This window comes from Pseudomonas sp. zjy_15, assembly GCF_043101865.1.
GTDB lineage: Bacteria > Pseudomonadota > Gammaproteobacteria > Pseudomonadales > Pseudomonadaceae > Aquipseudomonas > Aquipseudomonas putida_Y.
The window spans coordinates 38,205-60,664 of sequence record NZ_JBICII010000060.1; the positions used below are offsets into that span (position 1 = coordinate 38,205).

General features: G+C 60.6%; 19 protein-coding genes and 2 pseudogenes. 19 read left to right on the forward strand and 2 right to left on the reverse strand.

Going from position 1 to position 22,460, the window contains the following annotated elements:
- The first annotated feature begins 83 nt into the window (after positions 1-83).
- The 15 genes from ACF8EF_RS11645 (at position 84) to ACF8EF_RS11715 (ending at position 17,864) form a co-directional block, all read left to right on the forward strand.
- Entirely contained in the window at positions 84-1,379 is a 1,296-nt protein-coding gene (locus ACF8EF_RS11645) for an MFS transporter (protein ID WP_021785674.1), read from the forward strand.
- A gap of 196 nt (positions 1,380-1,575) precedes the next feature.
- A complete protein-coding gene (locus ACF8EF_RS11650) occupies positions 1,576-1,884 on the forward strand; it encodes a hypothetical protein (RefSeq protein ID WP_176684550.1) in 309 nt (102 codons plus the stop codon).
- A 48-nt stretch (positions 1,885-1,932) separates the two neighbouring features.
- Entirely contained in the window at positions 1,933-2,484 is a 552-nt protein-coding gene (locus tag ACF8EF_RS11655) for a YbhB/YbcL family Raf kinase inhibitor-like protein (protein WP_176684551.1), read from the forward strand.
- Between the two features lie 554 nt (positions 2,485-3,038).
- Positions 3,039-4,100 (forward strand): 3-deoxy-7-phosphoheptulonate synthase, encoded by a 1,062-nt coding sequence (locus ACF8EF_RS11660; protein ID WP_392461099.1) that lies wholly within the window; start codon positions 3,039-3,041, stop codon positions 4,098-4,100.
- A gap of 81 nt (positions 4,101-4,181) precedes the next feature.
- Positions 4,182-4,463: a peptidylprolyl isomerase gene (locus ACF8EF_RS11665; protein ID WP_003248318.1), complete on the forward strand. Its 282-nt coding sequence runs from the start codon at positions 4,182-4,184 to the stop codon at positions 4,461-4,463.
- Between the two features lie 142 nt (positions 4,464-4,605).
- The gene (locus ACF8EF_RS11670; RefSeq protein WP_392461098.1) at positions 4,606-6,405 is read left to right on the forward strand and encodes an extracellular solute-binding protein; all 1,800 of its coding nucleotides are present in this window, start codon (positions 4,606-4,608) and stop codon (positions 6,403-6,405) included.
- On the forward strand, positions 6,402-7,460 hold the full coding sequence (locus ACF8EF_RS11675; RefSeq protein ID WP_021785668.1) for a microcin C ABC transporter permease YejB: 1,059 nt from the start codon (positions 6,402-6,404) through the stop codon (positions 7,458-7,460). Before ACF8EF_RS11670 ends, ACF8EF_RS11675 begins: the two co-directional genes overlap by 4 nt.
- Positions 7,460-8,476 carry an ABC transporter permease gene (locus ACF8EF_RS11680; RefSeq protein WP_176684554.1) on the forward strand — a complete coding sequence of 339 codons (1,017 nt, stop codon included), beginning with the start codon at positions 7,460-7,462 and terminating at the stop codon, positions 8,474-8,476. The genes ACF8EF_RS11675 and ACF8EF_RS11680 overlap by 1 nt, the downstream gene beginning before the upstream one ends.
- Before the next feature lie 59 nt (positions 8,477-8,535).
- On the forward strand, positions 8,536-9,918 hold the full coding sequence (locus ACF8EF_RS11685; protein WP_392461097.1) for a sigma-54 interaction domain-containing protein: 1,383 nt from the start codon (positions 8,536-8,538) through the stop codon (positions 9,916-9,918).
- Between the two features lie 225 nt (positions 9,919-10,143).
- Positions 10,144-11,535, forward strand: a complete 1,392-nt coding sequence (locus ACF8EF_RS11690; RefSeq protein WP_339534483.1) for a GntP family permease — start codon at positions 10,144-10,146, stop codon at positions 11,533-11,535.
- Between the two features lie 10 nt (positions 11,536-11,545).
- Positions 11,546-12,316, forward strand: coding sequence for a 3-hydroxybutyrate dehydrogenase (gene hbdH / locus ACF8EF_RS11695; protein WP_392461096.1), 771 nt, complete (start codon positions 11,546-11,548; stop codon positions 12,314-12,316).
- A gap of 55 nt (positions 12,317-12,371) precedes the next feature.
- The gene (gene eco / locus ACF8EF_RS11700; protein WP_176684557.1) at positions 12,372-12,851 is read left to right on the forward strand and encodes a serine protease inhibitor ecotin; all 480 of its coding nucleotides are present in this window, start codon (positions 12,372-12,374) and stop codon (positions 12,849-12,851) included.
- Between the two features lie 91 nt (positions 12,852-12,942).
- The gene (locus tag ACF8EF_RS11705) at positions 12,943-14,895 is read left to right on the forward strand and encodes an acetoacetate--CoA ligase (RefSeq protein WP_392461095.1); all 1,953 of its coding nucleotides are present in this window, start codon (positions 12,943-12,945) and stop codon (positions 14,893-14,895) included.
- 103 nt (positions 14,896-14,998) lie between these two features.
- Positions 14,999-15,274 carry a peptidylprolyl isomerase gene (locus ACF8EF_RS11710; RefSeq protein ID WP_010953969.1) on the forward strand — a complete coding sequence of 92 codons (276 nt, stop codon included), beginning with the start codon at positions 14,999-15,001 and terminating at the stop codon, positions 15,272-15,274.
- A gap of 112 nt (positions 15,275-15,386) precedes the next feature.
- Positions 15,387-17,864: an autotransporter outer membrane beta-barrel domain-containing protein gene (locus ACF8EF_RS11715; RefSeq protein ID WP_392461094.1), complete on the forward strand. Its 2,478-nt coding sequence runs from the start codon at positions 15,387-15,389 to the stop codon at positions 17,862-17,864.
- Here the strand turns inward: ACF8EF_RS11715 and ACF8EF_RS11720 are convergent.
- Positions 17,861-18,127, reverse strand: a pseudogene (locus tag ACF8EF_RS11720) (LysE family transporter); the annotation flags it as partial. The gene ACF8EF_RS11715 and the pseudogene ACF8EF_RS11720 overlap by 4 nt on opposite strands.
- Positions 18,128-18,311: 184 nt before the next feature.
- Between ACF8EF_RS11720 and ACF8EF_RS11725 the strand changes: the two are divergent.
- From ACF8EF_RS11725 to ACF8EF_RS11740, 4 genes are all read left to right on the forward strand, one after another.
- Positions 18,312-18,611 carry an XRE family transcriptional regulator gene (locus ACF8EF_RS11725; RefSeq protein ID WP_392529102.1) on the forward strand — a complete coding sequence of 100 codons (300 nt, stop codon included), beginning with the start codon at positions 18,312-18,314 and terminating at the stop codon, positions 18,609-18,611.
- A gap of 567 nt (positions 18,612-19,178) precedes the next feature.
- Positions 19,179-20,423, forward strand: coding sequence for an AAA family ATPase (locus ACF8EF_RS11730; RefSeq protein WP_392529096.1), 1,245 nt, complete (start codon positions 19,179-19,181; stop codon positions 20,421-20,423).
- Complete coding sequence (locus tag ACF8EF_RS11735) at positions 20,420-21,166, forward strand: retron system putative HNH endonuclease (protein ID WP_392529098.1); 747 nt, start codon at positions 20,420-20,422, stop codon at positions 21,164-21,166. The genes ACF8EF_RS11730 and ACF8EF_RS11735 overlap by 4 nt, the downstream gene beginning before the upstream one ends.
- An 81-nt stretch (positions 21,167-21,247) precedes the next feature.
- The gene (locus tag ACF8EF_RS11740) at positions 21,248-22,132 is read left to right on the forward strand and encodes a hypothetical protein (protein WP_392529099.1); all 885 of its coding nucleotides are present in this window, start codon (positions 21,248-21,250) and stop codon (positions 22,130-22,132) included.
- Positions 22,133-22,339: 207 nt separating this feature from the next.
- Here the strand turns inward: ACF8EF_RS11740 and ACF8EF_RS11745 are convergent.
- A pseudogene (locus tag ACF8EF_RS11745) lies at positions 22,340-22,460 on the reverse strand (DNA adenine methylase); the annotation flags it as partial.

Below are 22,460 nucleotides of genomic sequence, written 5' to 3' on the forward strand. Positions count from 1 at the left end.
GTGTCGCCACTCGCCCCTTGCCGGGTCGAGCCGGTGTGCGCGCCGAGAAGGTGCTCATTCCGCTCATCCAACTAGAGGTACGTATGTCTCCGCGTTTGCTGGCCATGGCGCTGGCGCCCCTGCTCGGGCTGTTCATCATTGCCCTGGGCAACGGCTTCATGTCTTCCCTGACCACCCTGCGCCTGGGCGCCGCCGGTGAGTCTGCCACTACCATTGGTATCGTCTCGTCGACTTACTTCATCGGCCTGACCCTCGGCGCCATCTTCAACGACCGGCTGATCCTGCGCATCGGCCACATCCGCGCCTATACCAGCTTCGCCTCGCTGATCGCCGTGACCATCCTGCTGCAAGGGTTGTTCTACGAGGTCACCTGGTGGTCGGTGCTGCGCCTGATCAACGGCTGGGCGGCAGTCGGCGTGTTTCTGGTGATCGAAAGCTGGCTGCTGCTGGCCGGTGACGCAAAAATTCGTGGCCGCCTGCTGGCGCTGTACATGATCGCCTTCTACGGCGCCGGGGTGATCGCCCAGGCCGGCCTTGGCGAAATCACCCAGCTAGGCGATACCGCCCCGTTCATGCTGGCCGGCGTGCTGGCCGCCCTGTCGGTGTTACCGATCGTGATCCTGCCGCGGGTGTCGCCGCTGCTGGACCAGGTCGAGCCCCTCAAGCCCCGCCAGTTGCTGGGTGTGGCACCGTCGGGCCTGGTCGGCTGCTTCGGCTCGGGTGTAGCGATTGCCGGCATCTATGCGCTGCTGCCACTGTACCTGCAACGCATCGGCCTGGAGGTGGGTGAGGTCGGCAACATGATGGCCTGGGTGATCCTTGGCGCGATGCTGCTGCAATACCCGGTCGGGCGCTGGTCCGACCGCAAGGACCGCCTTGATGTGCTGCTCGCGCTTGCCGCGTTGTGCGTTGTCCTGTCGCTTGTAACGGTGTTCCTGCCATCGGACTCGTTCCTGCTACCGGCCATGCTGTTCCTGTTGGGTGGTGGCGTGTTCACCCTGTACCCGGTGGCGGTCAGCCATGCGGCCGACCGCGCGCCTTCCGATGCGCTGGTACCGATGATCCAGGGCCTGCTACTGATCAACTCGCTGGGTTCGGCCATGGCCCCAGTGGCCATTTCACCGATGATGACCGAGTTTGGTGAGGCCGGGTTGTTCTGGGCGTTTGCCGTGGTCAACCTGACCATGGTGTGCTTCTTCATGTGGCGCCGCGGCAAGCGCCCGGCAGCAGAGCACCCTGCCCCGTTCACCGCGTCGACCACCTTCTCGCCAACTGGCGCCGAGCTGCGGGTGACCGAAGACCTGATGCATGCCGCGCAGGAGCATCCGCCGCTGGAGCCAGTCGAAACCCCGGCGCCCGCACAGCACTCGGCATCCTGATGATTGCAGGGGCCGCTCTGCGGCCCAATCGCGCTACCAGGCCGTTCCCACAGAAGATCCCATTCCCTTCTGCGGGCGGCCTTGGGTGTGACGGGGATTTACAGCCCCTCAGAATTTGCCACTCGTCGCCCAGAAGGCACCCCGCCAGCCGCCGCCAGCCAAACGAATGACTGATCATCCGCAAAGGAGAAGTCCCATGATCCGCATTCGCCCGCTATCCCTGTGCCTGGCGCTCGCCCTGACCAGCCTCACCGGCACTGCCTTCGCCGCCACCGACACCCATACCGACAGCCATCCGCAAACCGACCCCTCTGGCGGCAAGACCGTCGGTGAAGGCAGCAGCGTCAACAGCCCCGGCAGCGGCAAAGGTAACGACAGCAGTGACACAGGCAGCAACACCGATGCCGCCGACGGTGCCGCTGGCGGCTCCAACAATACCGGCGAAGGCACCGGCTCTGGTGCCGGTGCCAGCGGCGGCACTGCCGAGGACCAGGACAGCCGCTGAAGCCGAGCTGGACTAAACTGAGCCCTGACGCCCTGCCAAGGATTGACCATGCACCTCAGACACTGGCTGTTCGCTGCTTTGCTGCCGTGTACTGCGTTAGCTGCCGCAGGCAACCAAGGCGCGATGTCGATCAGTTCCTCGTCATTCACCGATGGCGGCGTCATCGCCCTGCAACAGGTCGGCCCGGACCCGGCATGCGGCGCCGGCGAAGAGCGGACCCCGCAACTGAGCTGGGACAACTTGCCCGCAGGTACGCGGTCGCTGGCCCTGATCATGTTCGACCCGGACGGTGGCAAGGGCGTTGGTGTGGTGCACTGGATTGCCTACAACATCGATCCCGAACAGGATGGGCTCAAGGCAGGCACGGCAGGGCTGAGCGGGCCATCCGTGACAGTGGGCCGCAACTCCCGTGGCACCCTCAGCTACCGCGGCCCCTGTCCACCCGCCGGCGACAACCCCCATCATTACGCACTGACCCTGATCGCCACCGACCTGCCCTTGGGTACCTTGCCTGAAGGGCTGGATCGCAGCGGCCTGCTGCAACTGCTGCAAGGCCACGCCCTGGGGGCTCAAAGCCTGGTCGGGCGATACGGTCATTGAACCAGTCAGTACAAAAACAAATGATTGACCCCATAGCATTTATCCATTGAATGGCCCGTGCGAACTGAAGTAAGCTCGGGCTCATTCACTGGAGAGCAACATGCCGAAACACACCCGCAACCACGCCAACCATACCGGTCGCAGCCTGCGCCCTGTGCTGGCCGTTGTCGGCTGCGTGGCACCTGCCAGCTATTACTTTGGGTATTGGTTTAGCCACTAGGCGCCGATACCCATCCGGCGTCCACCTTCGAGGGGCCGCCGAACATGAGAATACTCAAACCCCCGGTCGGCTCCCCGACCGGGGGTTTTGCTTTTCAGGCCTTTGACCAACACCGATTCACGTTGAGGACAGATTCATGAACTACGCCACTTATTACTACGCAAACACCTCTGCCTGGCGATTTAGCCAACCCCGCTCGGGCCAGCCTGCCGCCTCCGATCGGTCTTCCACAGGTGGCAATGCAGCAGCCAATACGAATTCAACGATCTGTCGAACACCTCGATAGGGCCGACAATGCGGGCCTGAACCCGCTGTCCGCCCAGGGAAAAACGCCATGCACGCTTCCAGCCTCGCCCTGCCCCTGACCCAGCCGCAAGCGGCCAACACCACTGTCAGCAAGCGCCTGCCCAGCCCGCACCTGCTCAAGCAGCAGATGCCACTGCCCAGCGAACTGGCCCAACAAGTCCAGGCCCATCGCCTGGCCATCCGCGACATCCTCGAAGGCCGCGACCCGCGCCTGCTGGTCATCGTCGGCCCCTGCTCGATCCATGACCCACGCGCGGCCCTGGAATACGCCGACCGCCTGGCCGCCCTTGGCCGCGAAGTCAACGACAAACTGCTGCTGGTGATGCGCGCCTACGTCGAAAAACCGCGTACTACAGTGGGCTGGAAAGGCCTGGCCTACGACCCGCACCTCGATGGCAGTGACGACATGCACGCGGGTATCGCTTTGTCCCGCGGGCTGATGCTGAGCATGATCGAACGCGGCCTGCCGATCGCTACCGAGTTGCTGCAACCAATGGCCGCCGGCTACTTCGATGACCTGCTGGCTTGGGCGGCGATCGGCGCACGCACCACCGAATCGCAAATCCACCGCGAAATGGTCAGTGGCCTGGAACTGCCGGTCGGCTTCAAGAACGGTACGGACGGCGGCATCGCCATCGCCAGCGACGCCATGCGCAGCGCTGCCCACCCCCACCGGCACTTCGGTATGGATGCACAGGGCCACCCGGCGATCATCGAGACCTTGGGCAACCCGGACACACACCTTGTACTGCGCGGCGGCCACAAAGGCCCGAACTACGATGCCAACAGCATCGCCATGGCCCGCCAGGCGTTGGCCAAGGCCGGCCTGCAGGCACGGATCATGGTCGATTGCAGCCACGCCAACAGCGGCAAGGACCCGGCGCGCCAGCCAGCGGTCTTCAATGAGGTGCTGGAGCAGCGCCTGGCCGGCGACCGTTCGCTGGTCGGCGTGATGATCGAAGGGCACTTGTTCGATGGCTGCCAGGCGCTGGGCAAGGGCGCACTCAAATACGGTGTGTCGATTACCGACGGCTGCCTGGGCTGGGCCTCGACCGAAACCCTGTTGCGTGAGGCGGCACAAAAACTGTAGGCCAATGGTTGCAAGCCTGGCGAGACATACCCCGGACAAGTGCGCTAGGCTTGCCTTTTTTACCCCCAAGGAGCAGTACCCATGGCCCGTGCAACCGCCCGCCACATTCTGGTCAGCAGCGAAGACAAGTGCAACGAACTGAAAGCCCAGATCGAAGCAGGCGCCGACTTCGCTGAAATCGCCAAAGCCAACTCCACCTGCCCGTCCAGTCGTCAGGGCGGTGACCTGGGCTCGTTCGGCCCAGGCCAGATGGTCAAGGAATTCGACACCGTGGTCTTCAGCGCCCCGGTCAACACCGTGCAAGGCCCGGTGAAAACCCAGTTCGGCTACCACCTGCTGGAAGTGACCAGCCGCCAGGACTGATTCACCCCTCCCGGTGATCAGCCCCCCTGTGGGAGCGGGTTTACCCGCGAAGAGGCCAGACCAGACAACCTCGTTGCCTGCTCCGACGCATTCGCGGGTGAACCCGCTCCCACAAGTATTGTGGGGGCTTGTATTTTCGTGCGTGGGCTTTACGGTCCAGGCGGCTACCACCCACGCCCTCACCGTCTACGGTGAAGCCCCCCGCTACGCCGCCAGCTTCCGGCATTTCGACTATGTAAACCCCGACGCCCCCAAGGGCGGCATCTTGCGCCGCTCGGCCATCGAGATCGGCCAGTTCGACCACATCCTGCCCTACATCGACAAAGGCATCGGTGTCAGCGAAGTCGATGGTCTGCTGTACGCGCCACTGGCGGTACGCTCGTACGATGAGCCCTATACCGTTTACGGCCTGATCGCCCGACGCATGGAGCGCGGCTCCAATGATGAGTGGCTGCGTTTCGACATCGACCCGCGCGCCACCTTCGCCGATGGCAAGCCGGTGCGCGCCGAAGACGTGCGTTTCACCTTCGAACTGCTGATGAGCAAGGGCAGCCTCAAATACCGTACCCAGTTTGCCGACGTGACCGGCGTGACCGTGGAAAGCCTGCACAGCGTACGATTCGACTTGAAGCCCGAGCACGGCCGCACCCTGGCGCTGGACCTCGCAAGCCTGCCGGTAATGCCCGAGCACGATTGGCAGCAGCGCGATTTTGCCAACGGTGCCGGCTTCGACAAGCCGGTCGGCAGCGGACCATACCGCATCGGGCGCATCGATAACGGCCGCAGCATCACCTTTGAACGCGACCCTGCATGGTGGGCACGTGACCTGCCGGCCAACCGTGGCCGCTACAATTTCGACAAGCTGCGCATCGAGTACTTCGGCGACACCGAAGTGGCGCGCCAGGTACTCAAAGGCGGTGGCTACGACTATAACCGCGAGTTCTCCGCCACGGCCTACACCTTGGGCTACAACGGTGCGCAACTGGACGACGGCCGCCTGCAACGCGCCCACCTGGCCCCGGCCAAACCGCAGGTGGCCCAGGGTTTCGTGTTCAACCTCGACCGGCAGCAGTTCAAGGACCGCCGTGTGCGCCAGGCGCTGGGTATGTTGTGGGACTACGAGTGGAGCAACCGGCAGATGATGCGCAACCTGTACATCCGCCAGCAAAGCGTGTTCTCCAATACCCCTCTGGCCGCTCGCCAGCTGCCGGATGCGGGGGAGTTGAAGCTGCTCGCCCCTTTGCGCGGCCAAGTGCCAGATGACGTTTTCACCACGGTGTTCACCGCCCCGGTCACCGACGGCTCGGGGATCATCCGTCAACAGCAGTTGCAGGCCCTGGCCCTGCTCGAACAAGCCGGCTGGCACCCCGAAGGCGACCGCCTGGTGAATAGCCAGGGCACGCCGCTGGCGTTCACATTCCTCAATGGCCAGGCGGGCCTTGAACGCCTGCTGCTGCCGTGGAAGCGCAACCTGGCCCAGATCGGCGTGAGCCTGAACATCCGCAACGTCGACTCGGCCCAGTACGTCAATCGGCTGATGGCGCGCGATTACGACATGATCGTCACCGGCTACCCGGTCACCCTGTCGCCGGGTGCCGAGTTGTACAACTACTTTGGCTCGGCGGCCGCTCACGACCCCGGCTCGAACAACCTGATGGTCCTGCAGGACCCGGCCGTAGACCATCTGATCGACGGCCTGGTCGGCGCCGACACCCAGGCCGACATGCTGCGCCACGCCCATGCCCTGGACCGCGTGCTGCAATGGAATTACTACTGGATCCCCAACTATTACCCGCCGGGCAGCTCTACCGTCTGGTGGAACCGCTTCGGTCGGCCCAAGGTCCAGGCCACTTACGACGAAGGGCTGGACACCTGGTGGGAGGTCAGCCCTACCCCGCTGACCAACGCGCAAATGGCCGAACGCCGGAATTCCTCGCCATGACCGCTTATATCCTGCGCCGCCTGTTGCTGATCATTCCGACGCTGCTGGCAATCCTGCTGGTCAATTTCGCCATCGTCCAGGCCGCGCCGGGTGGCCCGGTGGAGCAAGCCGTGGCGCGCCTGCAGGGCATCGGTGGCGGCGCACCTGGCGCGCGCGCAGAAGTGGTTCATGGCGAATCCCGCGCCACCCGCGGCCTGGACCCGAAACTGATCGAAGAGATCAAGCGCCAGTACGGCTTTGACAAATCCGCCCCCGAACGCTTGTGGTTGATGCTCGGCCAATATGCCCGGCTGGACTTTGGCAACAGCTTTTTCCGTGGCGCGAAAGTCACCGACCTGATTCTCGACAAGTTGCCGGTCACCCTGTCACTGGGCTTCTGGGCCACGCTGATCACCTACCTGGTGTCGATCCCGCTGGGCATCCGCAAGGCAATGCGCCATGGCAGCCGCTTCGATGCCTGGAGTAGCGCATTGATCGTGATCGGTTACGCCCTGCCTTCGTTCCTGTTCGCGCTCTTGCTGATCGTACTGTTTGCCGGCGGCACTTCGCTCAGCTGGTTCCCGGTACGCGGCCTGGTCTCGGACAATTTCGACGAGCTCAGCCTGCTGGGCAAGGTCGCCGACTACTTCTGGCACCTGGTGCTGCCGGTCGCCGCCCTGGTGATCGGAGGGTTCGCCACCCTCACGCTGCTGACCAAGAATGCCTTCCTCGACGAGGTTTCCCGCCAATACGTGGTCACTGCCCGGGCCAAGGGCCTCAGCGAACGCCGCGTGCTGTATGGCCATGTCTTGCGCAACGCCATGCTGCTGGTGGTGGCCGGGCTGCCACAGGCGCTTATCACGGTATTTTTCGCCGGTTCGTTGCTGATCGAGGTGATCTTCTCGCTCGATGGCCTTGGCCGCATGAGCTATGAGGCCGCCGTGTCGCGGGATTACCCGGTGGTGTTCGGCACGCTGTTCATCTTTACCCTGGCGGGCCTGCTGATTCGCCTGATCGGTGACCTGTCTTACACGTTGCTCGACCCGCGCATCGACTTCGATACGAGGGCGCACTGATGCTATCGCCCCTGTCGCGCCGTCGCCTGCAACGCTTTCGTCGCCACCGCCTGGGCTGGGTGTCGCTGTGGTTGTTTGCCGGCCTTCTGTTGCTGAGCCTGGGTGCCGAACTGGTGGCCAACGACAAGCCACTGTTGCTCGGCTACAAGGGCGAACTGTACGTTCCGGCGCTCAAACGCTACACCGAGCAGCAGTTCGGCGGGCAACTGCCGTTTCAGCCCGACTACCGCAGCGCCTATGTGCGCCAACTGATCGCTGAACAGGGTGGCTGGATGCTGTTCGCACCTATCCCGTTCAGTGCCGATACACCAAATTACGACCTGCAGGTGCCCACCCCCAGCCCGCCCAGCGCCAGCAACTGGCTGGGCACCGACGACCAGGGCCGTGACGTGCTGGCGCGGGTGCTTTATGGCACGCGGGTATCGCTGCTGTTCGCCTTCGCCCTGACCGTGGTCAGTGTGCTCATCGGCGTGGCGGCAGGCGCCCTGCAAGGCTACCACGGGGGCTGGGTCGACCTGCTCGGCCAGCGTTTGCTGGAGGTATGGTCGGGGTTGCCCGTGTTGTATCTGCTGATCATCCTCAGCGGTTTTGTCGAACCGGATTTCTGGTGGCTGCTGGGAATCATGGCGCTGTTTTCCTGGCTGACCCTGGTCGATGTGGTGCGCGCCGAGTTCCTGCGCGGGCGCAATCTGGAGTATGTAAAGGCTGCGCGGGCGCTGGGGTTACCGGACAGTCAGGTCATGCTGCGGCATATCTTGCCCAATGCCATGAATGCCACGCTGACCTATGTGCCGTTCATGCTGACCGGGGCGATTACCACACTGACCGCGCTGGACTTTCTGGGCTTTGGCATGCCAGCGGGCAGCGCCTCGCTGGGCGAGCTGGTGACCCAGGGCAAGCAGCACCTGGAGGCACCGTGGTTGGGCTTTACCGCGTTCTTTGCGCTGGCGGTGATCCTGTCACTGCTGGTGTTTATCGGGGATGCCCTGCGTGAGGCGTTTGACCCCCGACGATAAGTTTTCAGGCCCGGTCTTTTCGCGGGCTTGTGCCAATACATGATTCAGGATGTTCACCCATGCACGACAGCGACAGCCTCAAGGACTACCCCCAGGTACGGCAACTGGCGATCCGCTCGCTGTTCGAGATCATCGAACAGTCCAGTGAGGGCACGGTGATCGTCGACCGCCAGGCACGCATCGTCTGGATGAACGAACGCTATGCCCGACGCTTTGGCCTGGCCGACGCCGCCAGCGCCATCGGCCAGCCGTGTGAAGCGGTGATCCCCGGCAGCCTGATGCGCGACGTGGTGAGCGATGGGCGGCCCATCCTGCTGGACATGCTCGACACGCAGAACGAGCCGTTGGTGGTCATGCGCCTGCCCATCCACGACGACCAGGGCACGCTGATCGGCGCCATCGGCTTTGCCCTGTTCGACGAACTGCGCAGCCTGTCACCGCTGCTCAAACGCTACGCCAGCATGCAGCAGGAACTGGCCTCGACCCGCTCGCAACTGCGCGCCCGCCAGGCCAAATACAGCTTCGCCCAGTTCGTAGGCAGCAGCGCGCCCAGCCTGGAAGCCAAGCGACGCGCCCGGCGCGGCGCAGGCAGCGATTCACCCGTGTTGCTGCTGGGCGAAACCGGCACCGGCAAGGAACTGCTGGCCCACGCCATTCACGCAGCCTCAGCACGGGCGCACAAGGCCTTTGTCAGCATCAACAGCGCAGCCATCCCGGAGACGCTGCTGGAAGCCGAATTCTTCGGCACTGCGCCGGGTGCTTTTACCGGCGCCGACCGCAAAGGCCGCAGCGGCAAGCTGCAACTGGCCGAAGGCGGCACGCTGTTCCTCGACGAGATCGGCGACATGCCGCTGGCCCTGCAGAGCAAGCTGCTGCGGGTGCTGCAGGAAAAGGAATACGAGCCGGTCGGGTCCAACCAGATGCTGCGCAGCGATGTGCGCATCATCGCCGCCACCTCCATCGACCTGCAGGCCGCCATGGCCCGCGGGGCCTTCCGCGCCGACCTGTATTACCGGCTGAATGTGCTGCCGATCGATGTCCCGCCGTTGCGGCAACGGCTGGAGGACCTGCCGGCGCTGTGCGAAGCCATATTGGCTGAGCTGGGCAGCCAGTACGAGCTGGAAGCTGAAGCGCAGCAACTGCTGGCCAGGCATGCCTGGCCGGGGAACATTCGCGAGCTGCGCAATGTGCTGGAGCGCACGACCTTGCTGGCGGATGAGCCCCGGCTGGGGGTTGCGGACCTGCGTGCGGCACTGGGGCCATTGAGCCCGCTGGCTGAGGCGCCCAAACGGCAGACCTACCGCGAGGCGTGCGAGGCCTTTGAACGCGGCCTGATTGCCGGGGCGCTGGCCGAACAGGGAGGAAAAGTACCAGAGGCAGCGGCAGCCCTAGGGCTGGGGCGGTCGACGCTGTACAAGAAGATGGCGGCACTTGGTCTCTGATTGGAGACTCTTGTTTCTTATTTGAGATTACCGCCAGAGCTCCGCCCTTTACCGGAGGCAAGCCAGCGATGGGCTGTAAAGCAGCCCCTGGCGTCTCTGAATGTAGACATAGACTTCTAACAAAACCCTTTAACCCTTAAAAATCAGCCAGTTACATAGTTGGCACGATTCCCGCTATCTCCTGCTCAACGATAAAAACAAGACTCACCCAGGAGACCCACCCCGATGACCGTGCTCATCGCACTCGCCGCTCTGGCCTTGCTGATGCTGGCCGCCTACCGCGGTTACAGCGTAATCCTCTTCGCCCCCATCGCCGCCCTCGGCGCTGTCCTGCTCACCGACCCTTCTGCCGTCGCCCCTGCTTTCACCGGGGTGTTCATGGAGAAAATGGTCGGTTTCATCAAACTGTACTTCCCGGTATTCCTGCTGGGCGCGGTGTTCGGCAAGCTGATCGAGCTGTCCGGCTTCTCCCGCTCGATCGTCGCCGCGGCCATCCGCCTGCTCGGCACCCGCCAGGCGATGCTGGTCATCGTACTGGTCTGTGCCCTGCTCACTTACGGCGGTGTTTCGCTGTTCGTGGTGGTGTTCGCGGTGTACCCGTTCGCCGCCGAAATGTTCCGTCAGAGCAACATCCCCAAACGCCTGATCCCGGCCACCATCGCCCTGGGCGCATTCTCGTTCACCATGGACGCCCTGCCCGGCACCCCACAGATCCAGAACATCATCCCCAGCACCTTCTTCAACACCACCGCCTGGGCCGCACCGTGGCTGGGCCTGATCGGCACGCTGTTCGTGTTCTTTACCGGCATGGCCTACCTGCAGCGCCAGCGCAACAAGGCCCTGCGCGCCGGTGAAGGTTATGGCACCGACTTGCGCAACGAACCGGAAACCGCTGCCGACCTGAGCCTGCCCAACCCTTGGCTGGCGCTGTCGCCGCTGATACTGGTGGGGGTGATGAACCTGGTGTTCACCCACTGGATACCGCATTGGTACGGCCCCAGTCACAGCCTGCAATTGCCAGGCATGAGTGCACCGGTACAAAGCGACGTGACCAAGCTGACGGCCATCTGGGCTGTGCAGGCCGCGTTGCTGGTGGGCATCCTGATGGTCCTGGTGTGCGCCTTTGGCGCCATTCGTACACGCTTGGCCGAGGGCACCAAAAGCGCGGTGGGCGGTGCCTTGCTGGCAGCCATGAACACCGCCTCGGAATACGGCTTTGGCGCGGTAATCGCGTCGCTGCCGGGTTTTCTGGTGCTGGCCGACGCCCTGCGCGGCATCCCCAACCCATTGGTGAACGAAGCCATCACCGTGACCTTGCTGGCCGGCATCACCGGCTCCGCCTCGGGCGGCATGAGCATCGCCCTGGCCGCCATGGGCGACACGTTCATCGCCGCCGCCCACGCGGCCGACATCCCGCTGGAAGTGCTGCACCGGGTAGCCGCCATGGCCAGCGGCGGCATGGACACCCTGCCACACAACGGCGCGGTGATCACCTTGCTGGCGGTGACCGGCCTCACCCACCGCGAGGCTTACAAGGACATTTTTGGTATCACCCTGATCAAGACCCTGGCGGTGTTCGTGGTCATCGCCACGTTCTACGCCACTGGCATCGTCTAAGGAGCATTGCATGACCCTTGAAGGCAAAACTGCACTCGTCACCGGTTCCACCAGCGGCATTGGCCTGGGCATCGCCCAGGTATTGGCCCGGGCTGGCGCCAACATCGTGCTCAACGGCTTTGGCGACCCGGGCCCCGCCATGGCGGAAATTGCCCGGCACGGGGTGAAGGTTGTGCATCACCCGGCCGACCTGTCGGATGTGATCCAGATCGAGGCCTTGTTCAACCTGGCCGAACGAGCGTTCGGCGGCGTCGACATCCTGGTCAACAACGCCGGTATCCAGCATGTGGCACCGGTTGAGCAGTTCCCGCCGGAAAGCTGGGACAAGATCATCGCCCTGAACCTGTCGGCCGTATTCCATGGCACGCGCCTGGCGCTGCCGGGCATGCGCACACGCAACTGGGGGCGCATCATCAATATCGCTTCGGTGCATGGCCTGGTCGGCTCGATGGGCAAGGCAGCCTACGTGGCAGCCAAGCATGGTGTGGTCGGCCTGACCAAGGTGGTCGGCCTGGAAACCGCCACCAGTCATGTCACCTGCAATGCCATCTGCCCGGGCTGGGTGCTGACGCCTCTGGTGCAAAAGCAGATCGACGATCGTGCAGCCAAGGGTGGCGATCGGCTGCAAGCGCAGCACGATCTGCTGGCAGAAAAGCAACCGTCGCTGGCTTTCGTCACCCCCGAACACCTCGGTGAGCTGGTACTCTTTCTGTGCAGCGAGGCCGGTAGCCAGGTTCGCGGCGCCGCCTGGAACGTCGATGGTGGCTGGTTGGCCCAGTGACGGGCGGCCTGGGCCTGGCGACGGCCGCGCATTCGTTTATCAGCAAGGAGGCCTTATGCGCCCTACCCCAATGACCGCGATTCTAGCCTTGAGCCTGGCCACTGTCGCACCTGCGATGGCCGCCAGCCTGAAGGACATCGCGCCCTACCCCGAGGCGGAAAAAGGCTTCAGCCGGCAGGTCATCCACCTGCCGGCCCAGGCCGATGAGTCGGCCTATAAACTGGAAATCCTCGCTGGCAAGACCCTGCAGGTCGACTGCAATCGCCAGCGCCTGGGCGGCACCCTTGAAGAACGCACCCTGGAAGGCTGGGGCTACAGTTACTATCGCCTGGACAACGTCAGCGGCCCGGCCAGCACACTGATGGCCTGCCCGGACGGCAAGAAGACCGAAGCCTTCGTGCCGGTGGTCGGCGACGGCTTCCTGCTGCGCTACAACAGCAAGCTGCCGGTGGTGGTGTATGCGCCCAAGGATGTCGAAGTGCGCTACCGCGTGTGGTCGGCATCGCAGGATGTGCAAAAGGCTAAAGTAGAGTAAGCAGAACCGCTTTCTCTGCAGGATCAGCTTCTTCGCAACACAAGGCTGATCCTGCACTGAGCCTGCTTTGTTCCGGTAAAGGAGATTCGGCATGAACGATGTGCTCTGGCGCCCGTCCACAACGCAGATCGAGGCCAGCCGGATGGATGCCTTCCGCCGCCGGGTCAACCTGCGCTACAACCTGCAACTCGACGATTACCAGGCCCTGCACGGCTGGAGCATCGAACAGCGCGGCGCCTTCTGGCAAACCCTTGCCGAGTATTTCCACGTGCATTGGCATACCCCGCCCAGCCAGGTGCTCACCGAAGGGCCGCAGATGCCCGATGCACGGTGGTTCGCCAATGCCACCCTGAACTTTGCCGAACACCTGCTGCGCCGCCGCGACGACCGCCCGGCCGTGGTCGCCGTACGCGAAGACGGCCAGCGCGAAGTGTTCAGCCATGCTGAACTGGCCGCACAGGTGGCCGGGCTGCAAACGGCATTCAAGGCCGCAGGTATCGTCCCGGGCGACCGGGTAGCGGCCATCATGCCCAATACCTGGCAAACACTGGTGGCCATGCTCGCCTGCACCAGCCTTGGCGCAGTCTGGTCTTCCTCCTCGCCCGAATTCGGCGTGCACGGCATCATCGACCGCTTCGGCCAGATCGAACCCAAGCTGCTGATCGTCTGCGCCGGTTACCAGTATGCAGGCAAGGCCATCGACCAGGTGACCAAGGTCAACCAGGTGTGCGCGCAGCTGCCTGGCCTGGAGCAACTGATCGTGGTGCCCCATACCCGTAAAGGCACGCGTGCCGACGAGTTCCAGGCAGCCAACGTCAGCCTGTGGGATGACTTCTTCCAGCCCGGCGGCGAGCCCCGTTTCACCCCGCTGCCGTTCGACCACCCGCTGTACATCCTCTATTCCAGTGGCACCACCGGCGTGCCCAAGTGCATTGTCCATCGCGCCGGAGGCGTGCTGTTGCAACACCTCAAGGAACACGGCCTGCACAACGACCTGAAGGCCGACGACGTGCTGTTCTACTACACCACCTGCGGCTGGATGATGTGGAACTGGCTGGCCAGCGGTCTGGCGGTGGGTGCCACGCTGGTGCTGTACGACGGCTCGCCGTTCCACCCGGGCCCCGGGCGCCTTCTGGACCTGATAGAGGCCGAGGGCATCCACGCCTTCGGCACCAGCGCCAAGTACCTGGCGGCACTGGAGCAGGCAGGCCTGGAACCCGCCACCAGCCACTGCCTGACCAGCCTGCGGCTGCTGATGTCCACCGGTTCGCCGCTGTCACCGCACAGCTATGACTATGTGTACGACAAGATCAAGGCCGACCTGTGGCTCGTGTCCATGTCGGGCGGTACGGATATCGTCTCCTGCTTCGTGCTGGGCAACCCGACCCTGCCTGTGCGTCGCGGCGAAATCCAGTGCAAGGGCCTGGGTATGGCGGTGGAGGTGTGGAACGAGCAGGGTCAGCCCGTGGTGGACGAAAAAGGCGAGCTGGTGTGCACGCGCAACTTCCCCTCGATGCCACTCGGTTTCTGGAACGACCCGGACGGCCGCCGTTACCACGATGCCTACTTCAGCCAGTTTCCGGGGGTGTGGGCCCAGGGCGACTACGCCGAGCAGCGTGCCAGCGGGGGCATGGTGATCCACGGTCGCTCCGACGCCGTGCTCAACCCGGGCGGTGTGCGCATTGGCACGGCGGAGATCTACCGCCAGGTGGAAAAGGTCGAACAGGTTGTGGAAAGCGTGGCCATCGGCCAGGACTGGAACGGGGATGTGCGGGTGGTGCTGTTCGTGCGCCTGCAAGAAGGCCTGCAGCTGGATGAAGCCTTGCGCCAGCACATCCGCCAGGTAATACGCCAGTACACCACACCCCGCCATGTGCCGGCGGTGATCGCCCAGGTCAGCGACATACCGCGCACCATCAGTGGCAAGCTGGTGGAACTGGCGATTCGCGATGTGGTGCATGGGCGGCCGGTGAAGAACACCGATGCCCTGGCCAACCCGGAGGCGCTGGAGCAGTTTCGCGATCGCGCTGAGCTGAAGAGCTGAAGAGCTGAAGAGCTGACATTCATCGCGGCCATTTGAGCGCGATCGCTTCAACGGGATTCAATCAGGCATAATGCCGCCTTTTTTCCCGATACACAGGTAGCCCATGAAAGCCCAAGCCCGCCACATACTGGTCAAGACCGCTGACGAAGCCGAAAAGCTCAAGCAGCGCATCGCCAACGGCGAGGCTTTCGACGTGCTCGCCAAAAAGTTCTCTCTTTGCCCATCCGGCAAGCGGGGTGGTGACCTGGGCGAAATCCGCCCAGGGCAGATGGTCGGTGCCATCGACCAGGTGATTTTCAAGAAGCCTTTGCGTGTGGTACACGGGCCGATCAAGAGCAAATTCGGCTACCACCTGGTGCAAACGTTCTACCGCGACTAATGAGCTAGCCTTTTGCCACCTGACATTTTTGCCAGTTGTGATCGTGACGCACTCCTCTATACAACCCCGGTAACCCTGCACACCACGCGTGGTGCGCAGGTCCCCCTGGTGAATGGAGGTTTTCCTGATGCGTCTACGCCTGATGCTGACCCTGGGTTCGCTGCCGCTGCTGGGCATAGTCACGCCCGCGGCACACGCGGCTTGCACCATCTCACCCGGCCCGGGTAACGACACCTACACCTGTGACAGCGGCACTGCGCCCTCGCTGGTGGACACCAACGGTGATAACCGCCTGGTATTCCCGGCATCCGGTAGCGGCGCCATCACCGGCGACGTAACCTTCGGCGCCGGCAGAGACAGCATCGACATGGCCTCTGGCAGCGTCGGCGGCAACATCCACCAGGGCGCCGGCATCGATGACTTCGCCATGAGCAGCGGCGTCATCGAAGGCAACCTCAACCAGGGTGATGGCCTGGACACCTTTCACATGACCGGTGGCTGGATCAAGGGCACGTTCGACAGCGGCGACTATGCCGAAATGGACGACGGGCGTATCGGCAACGTCAACATGCGGCTGGACGAGAACACCTTCATCATGCGTGGCGGCAGCGTCGACCGGAACGTCATCGCGGCCTTCGACAAGGACTACATCGAAGTCTTCGATGGCAACGTCGGCGGCAATATCAGCGTCAGCGGTGGCGATGACCAGGTCCTGATGCATGGCGGCCAGGTTGGTGGTGATGTGCTGCTGAGCACTGGCAACGACCGCTTCACCTGGGACGGTGGCCGTATTGGCGGGCGCGTGGATGCGGGGCCAGGTAATGACACGGCACTGCTCAAAGGCCTCACGCCCGAGGTACTGAGTATCACGTTGGACGGCGGCGGAGGTAACGACAGCCTGACGTTCGATGCCAGCCAGCCGGCAGGCGGTGCCCACTATGTGAACTGGGAGCGCGTGGCGCTGAACAACGGCAGCCGGCTGGCACTGGATGACACGCTGGTACTGGGCGACAGTGACAGCAGCACGGGCAGCCTCACCCTCGACGCCAGCAGCAGCATCACTTCACGCCAAGGGGTGATCACTGCGTTTGCCCCAGGCCAGCGCGCCGCAATCAGCAACGCAGGCACACTTGACCTCACCGCCGGCAATGATGCCATGGGCCGCTTGAGCATCGAGGGCGATTACACCGGCAACAACGGCGCCCTGCGCCTGAACAGCGTGCTGGCCGGCGATGGCGCTGCTTCCGATCGTCTGGTGATCAGCCGCGGCGCGATCGCTGGCTCTACACAGGTGCTCATCAACAACCTCAACGGCGCAGGTGCAGCGACTGCGCAGAACGGCATCCAGGTGGTCGAAGCCCTTGACGGCGCCACCAGCACGGCCACCGCCTTTGTACAGCCCCAGAGGCTATCGGCCGGTGCCTACGACTATCGGCTGTTCAAAGGGGGTGTCACTGCTGGCAGTGAAAACAGCTGGTACCTGCGCTCGACGCTGGTTGCGCCGCCCGCTCCAGCCCCTGTGCCGGCACCGGGCGAGGCGCCGGTGATCGCCCCGGCCGTCACCCCGCCCGTCGCTGCGCCCGCGCCCGGCCAGGCCGAGCTGCCTGCCCCAGTGCAGGGCGAAAGCCTGCCACTGTACCGCCCCGAGGTCCCGGTTTATGCCGCAGCGCCACGGGGTGCCGCGATCATCGCCCGTCAGGCATTGGGCACCTTTCACCAGCGCCAGGGCGACCATCTGTTACTCCAGGGTGAAGGCGCCCTGCCCGCCAGCTGGGGGCAAGCCTACGGTGGCGCGCTGCGCCAGCAATGGAGCGGCACGGTCAGCCCGAGGCTGGATGGCGACTTGTACGGTTTCAAGGTGGGCCAGGATCTGTATGCCAAGGTTGGCGAGAATGGTTACCGCCAGCATGTTGGTATCTACGTAAGCCACAGCCGCCTGGACGCCGACGTCAAAGGGTTTGCCCTGGCCGTTCACGACCGCGGCGTGGGCGACCTGAAGCTCGATGGCGATAGCGTGGGCACCTACTGGACGCTGGTCGGGCCACAGGGCACGTACCTGGACGCGGTGTTGCAGTACACCCACCTGGATGGCCGCGCCCGCTCCGATCGTGGCGACACGCTGAACCTCGACGGCCACGCCTGGACAGCTTCACTGGAATCGGGCTACCCCATCACCCTGTCCGAGCGCTGGCGCGTGGAACCGCAAGCTCAACTGATTGCGCAAAAGGTCGCGCTGGACAGCGCCAGCGACAGCGTCTCGCATATCAGTCATGACGCCCAGGTCGAGCTGACTGGCCGCCTGGGCCTGCGCCTGGAGGGTGCGTTCACGGGGAGCAGCGGGCGCCTGTTACAGCCCTATGCGCAGGTCAACCTGTGGCACGGCGACGGTGGGCGCGACACCTTGACCTTCGATGACGCTGACAAGATCAAGACCGATTACCGCTATACCTCAGTGCAACTGGAAAGCGGTGTGGTAGCGCAGGTCAACGAAGCGCTGAGCCTGCATGGCGGCGTGCAGTACACCGCCAACCTGGACAGCCGCCAGCAGGAAGCCAGCGGCGTGAACCTGGGCGTGCGCTGGCAGTTCTAGCGGCGCGCAGCCAGCAGACCGAGACCCGCGCAGCCCAGCAAGGACGCGCTGACCCGGTTGAACATCCGGCGTGGGCCGGGCTGGCTGAACCAACGCTGCATGTAGGCGCCCAGGCCTGAGTAGATGGCGATGGCCGCCCATTCCAGCAGCAGGAACAACACCCCCAGCCAAAGGAACTGCTCACTCACCGGGGTGCTGCTACCGACCGAGACGAACTGCGGCAGGAAGGCGGTAAAGATCAGGATGGCCTTGGGGTTACCTAGCGACTGGAAATATAGATTCAATAATAACCACCCCCGCCCCTGAAACGGGCCTTGAGCCGTATCCATTGCTCTAAATGGCTTTCTCGCTATACTGTATAGACATACAGCATAGTGAGTAGTGACCATGACGGCCAACATCATTACCTTCCCGGCACCGAGCAAGGAAGAAGGGATCCCGAAAGAGATGGAAGAATTTTTCGCCGACCTCCCCTTAGGTTTCCGTTCAGAGCACTGCGAGCCTTCACGCCTAGCCCTTGAGTGGAGTGTAGAAGCACTCGCATTTCGTTCGGGCGTTTCACCAGACGCGATCCGCACGGTCGAGCTTGGAAATGAGCTGCGACGCGTCACAATGCAGGCACTCGCCTTTTCGCTTGAAGCGGAAGGGCTCATTTTCTTCCCTGGTCACCCTCCCCTACGCTCTGACGACTGCCGAGGCGCTACACCTGATCCCAGAACCAGAAGCGACTACCACTTGATCGAATGATAGAGCGATCGAGGACCAGGCGGGCCATCCGGACCGCCGCTGCTTTGAGCCTAAGGGGGATAGGGATTTGAACCCGCCCGGGAATCTCGATAGCCCTCCAGAGGCCAGCACAAAAGGCTAATCTGGCTTTGGGTGATGGCCTGGAAGGGCCCAACACGCCCTACTATTTGCCCTAAATCTCCCCTAAGAATTCTCATATCTGGAGCATGCGAATGGATGGACAAGCCTGCGGGCATGAGCGCCCCATCAGGGAGTGGCCGTTTAAACGCACAGCTGACAGAACCCAGAGATGAAGAGCTCCAATGATGGATTGGGCATAGTCTTTTAACATGCCCGACTACTAAAGACCTGCGAGCGTATCACCGTAAAAGCGTATCAATTCTGTACCGACCCCCTTACCCGACTGCTCGCTTTACCTTCACAATCAGAAGCTACCTATGATTTTTGCCATCAAAATAGTAGCATCCCTCCGGCTGGAGCCGCCATCTCGACCCAAACCACCTCAACCAGGGTCCGGTTCCAAATCGACCATATTATCGTTAGCCCATAAACAATAAGGATGCGACCGTGAGCGATTTTTATATAGAGAGAGTATACGCTAAAAATTATCGCCAGTTTTCAACTCTCGACGTTAGCTTCAACAAAGGCTTTAACTTTATCACGGGCCCTAATGGGTCTGGCAAGACATCTATACTTGCCTGTATTGCACACTGCCTTCATCACGGCACTTATAGCTACTCTCGCTTCCAAGAAAACGTTGAATTCTGGACTGACGTAACAATACCGACTGATAAATTTCGCATTGGCATGGGGTCCGGTAGCATAAATCCAATAGGTTATCGCGAAAACGCATTAAGCCGCTGGAACCCCCCCCCTCAAGAAGACGGAAGAAAAGCCATATCTACACATCAACTTGATAAGATGGAAGAATTTTGCCCACTATTCATTGGTTCAAATCGCTCTATAAAATACACAAAAATCGCTGGCATGCAGCGAGAGAAACCACAAAAAGAAAGTAGTAGCCAGTACACCTCAAAGTCATTAATTTCTTTATATGGAGAAATGCAGACCCCAATAAAACAGTGGTTCATCAATCGATACTTTGTTATCGACAAGGATTGGGCAGCAATAGAAAGAGAGAACTGGAACCACCTCATTACATCTCTACCTTATCTAGGGCCTCTAAACAGCGAACTTAAATACATAAAGACCGAACGAGACCTCGAACCCGTTTTCTCAATATATGGGGAAGAATGTTACCTCGAGGAACTATCTTCAGGCTTCCAAGCCGTCTTATATATTGTTGCCAGTATTTTTGAATGGATTGAGACGACAAAGCCTGAGAGCAATCGATTGGTAGCCGGAGCTACAGGTACCGTACTGATAGATGAACTCGATGTGCATCTACACCCCGAGTGGCAGCTAACGCTTAGAGATGGCCTCAGAAAAATATTCCCTAAACTACAGTTCATCGTAACCACCCACTCACCTCACTTGTTAGCGTCTGCGGAAAGCGGTGAAACCCTGATACTGCCACGAGAGCATGGACAAAAAGATTATATAGTTAAACCCACTAAACAAAAATTCTCTGGCTGGAACACGGATCAAATCCTCACTGATGTCATGGATGTACGAAGCCTAGCAAGCAAGGACTACGAGCAGGCGATACATAGAGCTTTTACGGCAATCGAAGAAAAATCAACCGCCAATTTAAAAAGTGAAATCCAATTACTTGAGCAAATATCACACCCAAACGACAGTATTTTAACGATTCTAAACTCAAGACTGGCCGCAATGGTGGCTAAGCAATGATAAAATTGAGCCGCCCACAGAAGCCAGCTATACTAACTCGCAATGAGCAAGCATGGCTAAAATCACTTATGGACGCCATCCAAAAATATGGCAGCTTCAAGGAGATCCCAAAGGATGAAAAGAACAAGCTGACCAGCCATTATCGCCACGACGAAATTAAAGCAGCGCTATTCCCTAGCTCCTTTAATAAATGCGCATTCTGCGAAGGAAAGCCGCAAGAAAATGGAAACATTGAGGTAGAACATTTTCTTCCAAAATCCATTTACCCTTCAGAGACATTTTCCTGGGAAAACTTTCTACCTAGTTGCCGCAAATGCAACGACTCTAAGCTCGCTCATGACACAGGAGTCGAGCCGATAATAAACCCATATGATGACGAGCCTGACGAGCACTTTAGATATTGCGACATTTTGATAAAGCCCGTAAAGGACGATCAAAAAGCCCAAAAAACCATTTCAGTCCTTAGTTTAAATAGCGCTAGACTTATGAAACCCAGGGCAGAAATACTGATCAGCCTCCACTCCTTCAGCAGCGCGCTTGAAGAAGCAATACAAGACTTGGAAAGCGCGGACTCAGAAAGAAAAAGGATGCATAAAACGAGGAAGCTGATCGAATCCATAGAAATCATGGAGCAGCTAACAGAGACACACAAAGCGTATTCAGGATACTGCAAAAGTTACTTGAACTCTTGCGCCCCCTTCCTGGCCGCAAAGGAAATTATTTCAACCCTTCACAACCTGTAGGCACACGCCGCACTCCCTGCCATGGGCCATCATGGCAATCTGCCTTGAAAATTAATTTCTCAGCAGGAGCACAATAGAATCATGGACCACAGTAGATCGGAACACATACTTAATCTCGCTAAAGAGCTTTTAGATGACATTGAGCTGAGTAGAGTCAACTGCGAATCACTACTGCTTAAATCTTCGCGACTAGCCCGCTGGGTCGGATCGGAGGAGATCAAAGCCTGGATTGGGTATGAGATGCACGGTTTCAATACAACCGATCCAACCTCATTGAAATACATGGGCATTACAGGCCGCTGGATTGACTACAAAGAGCGCAAAGGTTATTGGGGGCCACTAGCACAACAAGAGACTATTATACAAACTCAGCAAATGAAGCTAAAAAATTTACAGACCCCAGACACCAGTGGCGACTGGGGCCTTAAAGTAATGTCCATGCATCAAGAAAGCATAAAAAGCGCCAGCCACTTAATACATCAGATTAGCGCAATCCGCTCGAAAGTTTTAGCAACGTTGCACAACTTCATCTCCGCAATTTATTACGAAAAACAATTTGACTCACTATCCGAATCAATATTCGAGAAATACAAAAGCGACATAGACACGTTGTTATCTACTCACTGCGGATCGGTGCTTGAGCAAATCCCGTCCGTCATGGCACGACTAGCAGAAGGATCAACCGAAGCCACCAGCCAAGCGCTGAACACTACACGCAGAATCATAGACGCATTTGCGGATTCCATTTTCCCACCGCAAGATACACCGATTGTTATAGATGGCAATGAAGTCAGCCTTGGCCCTGATCGACACCTAAATAGAATCAACGCCTATGTAAATCAACGGGTAACAAGCAAATCCAGAATAACTAAAATTCGTCAAAATCTTGCCAATTTATACGAACGAGTATCCACAGGCGTCCATAGCGAAATCCCCCCCCAGATGAAGCTAAAGCGCTATTTCTAAACTGCTACCTTCTTTTAGGGGAAGTTCTCCACCTTGCCGCCCCTCCCCCCCAGAAAGACAACACTCTCCTTGAGATTGATTGACAGCCATTTTCCATCAATCGTTTGATGCTGCAATAAAAAAGGCGCCGCCCCAGGGCTTTGGGGTTTAGGCGCCATCTTCATCATTGCTGCCTCGGGAAGAGCATCAGACTGAAGGATGGGCTCATCAAAACAACCCGCCGAGGGCCGAAGGCTGCCAGTTCATGATCACCAACTCGCCCGTCACCTCCGCCTTGGCTTGCCGCTGGTTTGTGTTGCTGTAGCGAATATCCAGATACTCAAAGTGG

What these genes read in the sequence shown, in the direction of transcription:
- ACF8EF_RS11665 (WP_003248318.1), top strand. Translation starts at nt 4,182, where the DNA reads ATGGCCCGTGCAACCGCCCGCCACATTCTGGTCAGCAGCGAAGACAAG.
- eco (WP_176684557.1), top strand. Translation starts at nt 12,372, where the DNA reads ATGCGCCCTACCCCAATGACCGCGATTCTAGCCTTGAGCCTGGCCACT.
- ACF8EF_RS11740 (WP_392529099.1), top strand. Translation starts at nt 21,248, where the DNA reads ATGGACCACAGTAGATCGGAACACATACTTAATCTCGCTAAAGAGCTT.
- ACF8EF_RS11660 (WP_392461099.1), top strand. Translation starts at nt 3,039, where the DNA reads ATGCACGCTTCCAGCCTCGCCCTGCCCCTGACCCAGCCGCAAGCGGCC.
- ACF8EF_RS11650 (WP_176684550.1), top strand. Translation starts at nt 1,576, where the DNA reads ATGATCCGCATTCGCCCGCTATCCCTGTGCCTGGCGCTCGCCCTGACC.
- ACF8EF_RS11685 (WP_392461097.1), top strand. Translation starts at nt 8,536, where the DNA reads ATGCACGACAGCGACAGCCTCAAGGACTACCCCCAGGTACGGCAACTG.
- hbdH (WP_392461096.1), top strand. Translation starts at nt 11,546, where the DNA reads ATGACCCTTGAAGGCAAAACTGCACTCGTCACCGGTTCCACCAGCGGC.
- ACF8EF_RS11675 (WP_021785668.1), top strand. Translation starts at nt 6,402, where the DNA reads ATGACCGCTTATATCCTGCGCCGCCTGTTGCTGATCATTCCGACGCTG.
- ACF8EF_RS11680 (WP_176684554.1), top strand. Translation starts at nt 7,460, where the DNA reads ATGCTATCGCCCCTGTCGCGCCGTCGCCTGCAACGCTTTCGTCGCCAC.
- ACF8EF_RS11705 (WP_392461095.1), top strand. Translation starts at nt 12,943, where the DNA reads ATGAACGATGTGCTCTGGCGCCCGTCCACAACGCAGATCGAGGCCAGC.
- ACF8EF_RS11655 (WP_176684551.1), top strand. Translation starts at nt 1,933, where the DNA reads ATGCACCTCAGACACTGGCTGTTCGCTGCTTTGCTGCCGTGTACTGCG.
- ACF8EF_RS11645 (WP_021785674.1), top strand. Translation starts at nt 84, where the DNA reads ATGTCTCCGCGTTTGCTGGCCATGGCGCTGGCGCCCCTGCTCGGGCTG.
- ACF8EF_RS11735 (WP_392529098.1), top strand. Translation starts at nt 20,420, where the DNA reads ATGATAAAATTGAGCCGCCCACAGAAGCCAGCTATACTAACTCGCAAT.
- ACF8EF_RS11690 (WP_339534483.1), top strand. Translation starts at nt 10,144, where the DNA reads ATGACCGTGCTCATCGCACTCGCCGCTCTGGCCTTGCTGATGCTGGCC.
- ACF8EF_RS11715 (WP_392461094.1), top strand. Translation starts at nt 15,387, where the DNA reads ATGGAGGTTTTCCTGATGCGTCTACGCCTGATGCTGACCCTGGGTTCG.
- ACF8EF_RS11710 (WP_010953969.1), top strand. Translation starts at nt 14,999, where the DNA reads ATGAAAGCCCAAGCCCGCCACATACTGGTCAAGACCGCTGACGAAGCC.
- ACF8EF_RS11725 (WP_392529102.1), top strand. Translation starts at nt 18,312, where the DNA reads ATGGAAGAATTTTTCGCCGACCTCCCCTTAGGTTTCCGTTCAGAGCAC.